Origin of the sequence: Inquilinus sp. (assembly GCF_039594555.1) — a bacterium.
In the GTDB taxonomy this organism is placed as follows: domain Bacteria; phylum Pseudomonadota; class Alphaproteobacteria; order DSM-16000; family Inquilinaceae; genus Inquilinus.
The window spans coordinates 1-5,234 of sequence record NZ_JBCNNF010000461.1 but is presented as its reverse complement, the minus strand read 5'-3'; the positions used below and the strand labels follow the sequence as shown (position 1 = coordinate 5,234).

The following is a 5,234-nucleotide window of genomic DNA, read 5'->3' as shown; positions in this document are numbered from 1 at the left end:
GGTGCCCAGCCCGCGGATGCCGAAGAAGGCCATCAGGCCGCGTGCGGCCGGCGGCAGGGGCGTGCCGATCAGGCTGGCCCAGCCGCAGATCGGGCGGATGACCAGCAGCAGCGCCGCGCCTGCCGCGATCTCCGGCCAGCCCAGCAGGTCCAGCGCGCCGTTGCCGATCGCGACGCCGAACACCAGCAGCACCACGACCATGAGCACGCGCTCGATCTGCTCGGAGAACTCGGCCATCGCGCCGTGGAAGTCGCTGCCGCGATCGGTCGCCCGCAAGGTCACCGCGGCGATGAACACGGCGACGAAGCCGTAGCCGGCCGCCATCTCGGTCAGGCCGTAGGAGATCAGGGTGACGCCGACCGCGACCAGGCCGTCGCCGGTGCGGGACAGCTTCAGGCGCGGCAGCCGGAAGGTCAGCCAGCCGAAGACGCGGCCGGCGGCATAGCCGATCGCCGCGCCGCAGCCGATCCTCCAGGCCACGTCGACAGACAGCCAATGGGCCCAGACGGCCTCGGGCGATGCGGCGGCGAGCGCCATTGCCAGCACGACGAAGGGGAAGGCGAGGCCGTCATTCAGCCCGGCCTCCGAGGTCAGGGCGAAGCGGACCTCGCCGCCTTCCTCCTCCCCGGGCGGGCCGACCTGCACGTCGCAGGCCAGGACCGGGTCGGTCGGCGCCAGCGCGGCGGCGACCAGCAGGGCCGCCGCCCAGCTCAGGCCGAGGCCGGCCCAGCACACAGCCGCCATCGCGGCGATGGTGAGGGGCATGGCGATGCCGAGCAGGCGGAAGGTCGCCTGCCATCGTCGCCAGCCGAAAGGCCGCTCGACCCGCAGCCCGGCGCCCATCAGCGCGATCAGGATCACGAACTCGACCATGTGCTCCAGCACCCGCTGCTGCAGCAGGAAGGCGGAGGCATGGCTGATCCAGGCGCTGTGCGGCGCGGCAAAGCCGATGCCGACCGCGACGATCGGCAGCGACAGCGGCAGGCGGTTGACCACCATCGGCAGCCACGCCGCCAGCAGCACCAGGAGGCCGAGGACGAGACTGATCACCGCAGCGGTGTCGATCGACTCCGGCATTTCACTGTCGCCAAGATGGGGAACGGTCTGATCGGTTGGTGGATGCGCATCTCCGCATGCCGGACCAACAGCGTTACCGGTGCTGCGGTTTCCTTTGCTTGTCCTCCGCTTCGCTTCATTGCGCTGGTCCCGAATTTTTCTTCGGCGGTCGAACGGGCGGAGCCAGGGTCCTGTTGAGCCTTCAGTGCGCACCGGACCCACGCGGCGCTCCGGGCGCGGTGGAACAGGAGATCCCGATGACCGACCCGAAAGAGCATCTGACCCACTGGCTGCGCGACGCCTATGCCATGGAGAGCCAGGCCGTCTCCCTGCTGGAGACCCAGATCAGCCGGCTCGAGACCTATCCCCAGGCGCGGGCGAAGGTGCAGGAGCATCTGCAGCAGACCCACCGCCAGCGGCAGGACGTGGAGGACTGCCTGGCCAAGCTCGGCGCCGATCCCTCGACCCTGAAGGACATCGCCCAGAAGACCATCGCCAATGTCCAGGGGATGTTCCACGCGATGAGCGAGGACGAGGTGCTGAAGCACGCCCTCGGCAGCTATGCCTTCGAGCAGTTCGAGGCCGGCAGCTACCGCATGCTGGCGGCGGCGGCCCGCGACGCGGGCGAGCCCGGCATCGCCGAGACCTGCGAGCGCATCCAGGTCGAGGAGGAGGAGATGGGCGACTGGATCTGGGAGCAGATGCCGACCCTGACCCAGGAATACCTCAGCCGCTCCGAAGCGGGCGCCACGGCGAAGCGCTGACCCTCACCCTTCTCCAGAAAAGGTGGTCCATGTTCATTCATATCAAGCAGCTGCAGTTCAATGCCCGAGTCTCCGAGCCCGATCCGCGTTTTGCCAAGCTGCTGCTGGAGCAGTTCGGCGGCGGCAATGGCGAGCTCAAGGCGGCCATGCAGTACTTCGTCCAGGCCTATGCGGCGCGGAAGCCCTATCCCGACAAATACGACCTGCTGATGGACATCGCGACCGAGGAGCTGTCGCATCTGGAGATCGTCGGCGCCACCATCACCATGCTGCTCAAGGGCGTGAACGGCGAGCTCAAGGACGCGCTCGACGTGACCGGCATTCCAAGCCTGTCCGAAGGCGGCAGCGCTGCGCGGGACGGGCTGATCCATGAGGCCCTGGCGATGCCGCATTTCGCCGTCCTCAGCGGCGGCGGCCCGTTGCTGGAAGACAGCCAGGGCAACCCCTGGAGCGGCGCCTATGTCAACGCCAATGGCGACCTGACGGTCGATCTCCGCTCCAACATCGCCGCCGAATCCCGCGCCAAGATCGTCTACGAATACCTGCTGAAGTTCACCGACGATCCCTATGTGCGCGAGACGCTGCGGTTCCTGATGACCCGCGAGATCACGCATTTCCGGCAGTTCGAGGCGGCGCTGGAGACCATCCAGCCGAACTATCCGCCCGGGATCCTGCAGGGCGACCCGCGCCATGTCGCGACCGCCTACAACATGTCGCAGGGCGAGGACCAGCGCGGCCCGTGGAACGAGGGCGCGCAGGCGCCGTTCGGCCGTGACTGGCTCTATGTCTCCGATCCGGTGGCCAATGTCGGGCTGACCCAGGGTGAAGCCCTGCATGGCGACCGTGACGTCGAATCCGACACCGATGGCGGCGACGTCGAGAAGACGCTGAGCCGGCAGCGGAGCGACGAGATCGCCGCGGCCGAGGGCGAGCCCGGCGATCCGTGGACGGGCTATGACGATGTCCCGCGCCCGATGTCCTGGGACCCCTCGGAGGATGCGCCGGCCGCGGGCGGAAAGACGCGGGGCAAGAAGAACGGGCAGTCGGGCCGGGCCGGCCGGACCCATTGATTACGGGCGGAGCCGACGCGCCGTCACGGCGCGTCGGCCTGCGTCAGGCGAACAACTCGTCCAGCGCGCGACCGGACGAGACCAGCTCGGCCGAGACCCGGGCGACCAGCTCCCTCAGCCTCCGGTTCCGAATGACGCCGCGCGCGTCGTCGACCGTGAACCAGCGGACCGCGCGCTCCTCCCGCTCCGGAAACCGCTCCAGCCGCTGCTCCACCGCCATGACATAGACCGCGACCCGGCAGCGGAGCTGCCGCCGCGGCTTGCGCTTGCGGTGCCGGTAGTATCCACGCGGGCGGCCCTCGATCGGCCCGACGGCGCCGGCCTCCTCGAACGCCTCGCGGGCGGCCGCATGGTGCGGGGCTAGGCGCTTCATTAGGTTGCCCTTGGGGATGATCCACTTCCCCGACCGGCGGCTGGTGATCAGCAGGACCTCGAGGGTGCCGTCCTCGTCGAAGCGGACGGGAAGCGCGCCGACCTGCGGCCTGATGGTCACCCCCACGGATCTCTCCTTCATGCTGTCCGATCGGACAACACGGCGGACCGTCGGACGGTTCGGACCATGATCCCGGCCTTTTTATCCGGCGGCATCGAACGGCTGCTCGCCCGGCCCTGTTGAGCCTTGGATCATCATCAGGAGGCCGAGGCATGAAGGCCCTGTGCTGGCACGGCAAGGCGGATATCCGCTGGGACACCGTGCCCGACCCCGGGATCGAGCATCCGCGGGACGCGATCATCAAAGTGACCAGTTGCGCCATCTGCGGCTCCGACCTGCATCTCTATGACGACTTCATGCCGGGCATGAAATCGGGCGACATCATGGGCCACGAGTTCATGGGCGAGGTGGTCGAGGTCGGGCCGGGGAACAAGCGGCTCAAGGTCGGCGACCGGGTGGTGGTGCCCTTCACCATCTGCTGCGGCGAATGCGAACAGTGCCGGCGCGGCAACTTCTCGGTCTGCGAACGGACCAACCGCAACGCCGAGATGGCGGCGAAGATGTTCGGCCACACCACCGCCGGGCTGTTCGGCTACACCCACCTGACCGGCGGCTATCCCGGCGGCCAGGCGGAATATGTCCGCGTGCCCTATGCCGATGTCGCGCCGGTGAAGATCCCCGACGGGCTGACGGACGAGCAGGTGCTGTTCCTCGGCGACATCTTTCCCACCGGCTGGCAGGCCGCGGCGCAATGCGACATCCAGCCGACCGACACCGTGGCGATCTGGGGCTGCGGGCCGGTCGGGCAGTTCGCGATCCGCGCCGCGCTGCTGCTCGGCGCCGAGCGGGTGATCGCGATCGACAATGTGCCGGAGCGGCTGTCGATGGCCCGGGCCGCCGGCGCCGAGACGATCGACTTTGCCGAGGAGAGCGTGCTGGACCGGCTGCGCGAGCTGACCCATGGCCGCGGGCCTGAGAAATGCATCGACGCGGTCGGGCTGGAGGCCCATGCCGGCCGGCCCGTCGATTCCATGATCGACCGGGCCAAGCAGGCGGTGATGCTGGGCACCGACCGGCCGCATGTGCTGCGCGAGGCGATCTATGCCTGCCGCCCGGCCGGCACCGTGTCCGTCCCCGGCGTCTATGGCGGGCTCTTGGACAAGATCCCGTTCGGCGCCGCCATGAACAAGGGGCTGACCTTCCGCATGGGCCAGACCCATGTGAACCGCTGGACCGACGACCTGCTGCGCCGCATCCAGGACGGCCAGATCGATCCATCCTTCGTCATCACGCACACCGAGCCGCTGTCGCACGGACCGGAGCTCTACAAGACGTTCCGGGAGAAGCATGACGGCTGCATCAAGGTGGTGCTCAAGCCCTAGGAGGCCGGCGATGAGATCCGATTTCCGCGGCGCGCCCGCGAACCCGTTCCCCTCGGCCCGCCGCGTCGCGCACGGGCTGGGGCTGTTCAGCATCGCGCTCGGTGCGCTGGAGCTGCTGGCGCCGCGCGGCCTGTCGCGCTGGCTGGGCCTGCGCAGCGATCCGCGGGTGGTCCAGGCCTATGGCGCGCGGGAGGTTGCGACCGGCCTGGCGATCCTCGGCCGGTCGCAGGACCCGGCGCCCTTCGTCTGGGCCCGCGTCGCCGGCGATGCGCTGGACCTGGCCACGCTGGCGGCGGTCGCCGGCGGCAGCCGTGCGCGCGGCCGCCTCGGCTTCGCTGTCGCCGCGGTGATCGGGGTGACGGTGATCGACGCGCTGTGCGCCCAGTCGCTGTCGTCCCGGCAGCCGCATCGCGGGCCGGTGCGCGGGCCGGGCGGCCGGCGCGGGTAACCGGCGCGGGCGACCCGCGGATGGCCGCCCCGCGCAAAAGCAAATCACAAAATATTGGTTCGGCCGCCGGGCGCGCCGCGC

6 protein-coding genes are annotated in these 5,234 nt (G+C 69.5%); 4 read left to right on the top strand and 2 right to left on the bottom strand.

Translation table 11 applies throughout. The features are described from left to right. The coding region (locus ABDW35_RS31675; RefSeq protein WP_343717830.1) for a cation:proton antiporter at window positions 1-1,077 on the bottom strand (1,077 nt) is incomplete at its 3' end. A 236-nt stretch (window positions 1,078-1,313) separates the two neighbouring features. On the opposite strand from ABDW35_RS31675, the gene ABDW35_RS31670 reads away from it, so the two are divergent. Together ABDW35_RS31670 and ABDW35_RS31665 are read left to right on the top strand one after the other, a co-directional pair. Further along, a complete protein-coding gene (locus ABDW35_RS31670; protein ID WP_343717829.1) occupies window positions 1,314-1,820 on the top strand; it encodes a ferritin-like domain-containing protein in 507 nt (168 codons plus the stop codon). 29 nt (window positions 1,821-1,849) lie between these two features. After that, window positions 1,850-2,890, top strand: a complete 1,041-nt coding sequence (locus ABDW35_RS31665) for a manganese catalase family protein (RefSeq protein ID WP_343717828.1) — start codon at window positions 1,850-1,852, stop codon at window positions 2,888-2,890. A 43-nt stretch (window positions 2,891-2,933) separates the two neighbouring features. On the opposite strand, the gene ABDW35_RS31660 is transcribed toward ABDW35_RS31665, so the two are convergent. Continuing rightward, window positions 2,934-3,389, bottom strand: a complete 456-nt coding sequence (locus ABDW35_RS31660) for an NUDIX domain-containing protein (protein ID WP_343717827.1) — start codon at window positions 3,387-3,389, stop codon at window positions 2,934-2,936. Window positions 3,390-3,535: 146 nt separating this feature from the next. Between ABDW35_RS31660 and ABDW35_RS31655 the strand changes: the two genes are divergently transcribed. After that, the gene (locus tag ABDW35_RS31655) at window positions 3,536-4,705 is read left to right on the top strand and encodes a zinc-dependent alcohol dehydrogenase (RefSeq protein WP_343717826.1); all 1,170 of its coding nucleotides are present in this window, start codon (window positions 3,536-3,538) and stop codon (window positions 4,703-4,705) included. Between the two features lie 10 nt (window positions 4,706-4,715). Continuing rightward, a complete protein-coding gene (locus ABDW35_RS31650) occupies window positions 4,716-5,153 on the top strand; it encodes a hypothetical protein (RefSeq protein WP_343717825.1) in 438 nt (145 codons plus the stop codon). Window positions 5,154-5,234: the final 81 nt, after the last annotated feature.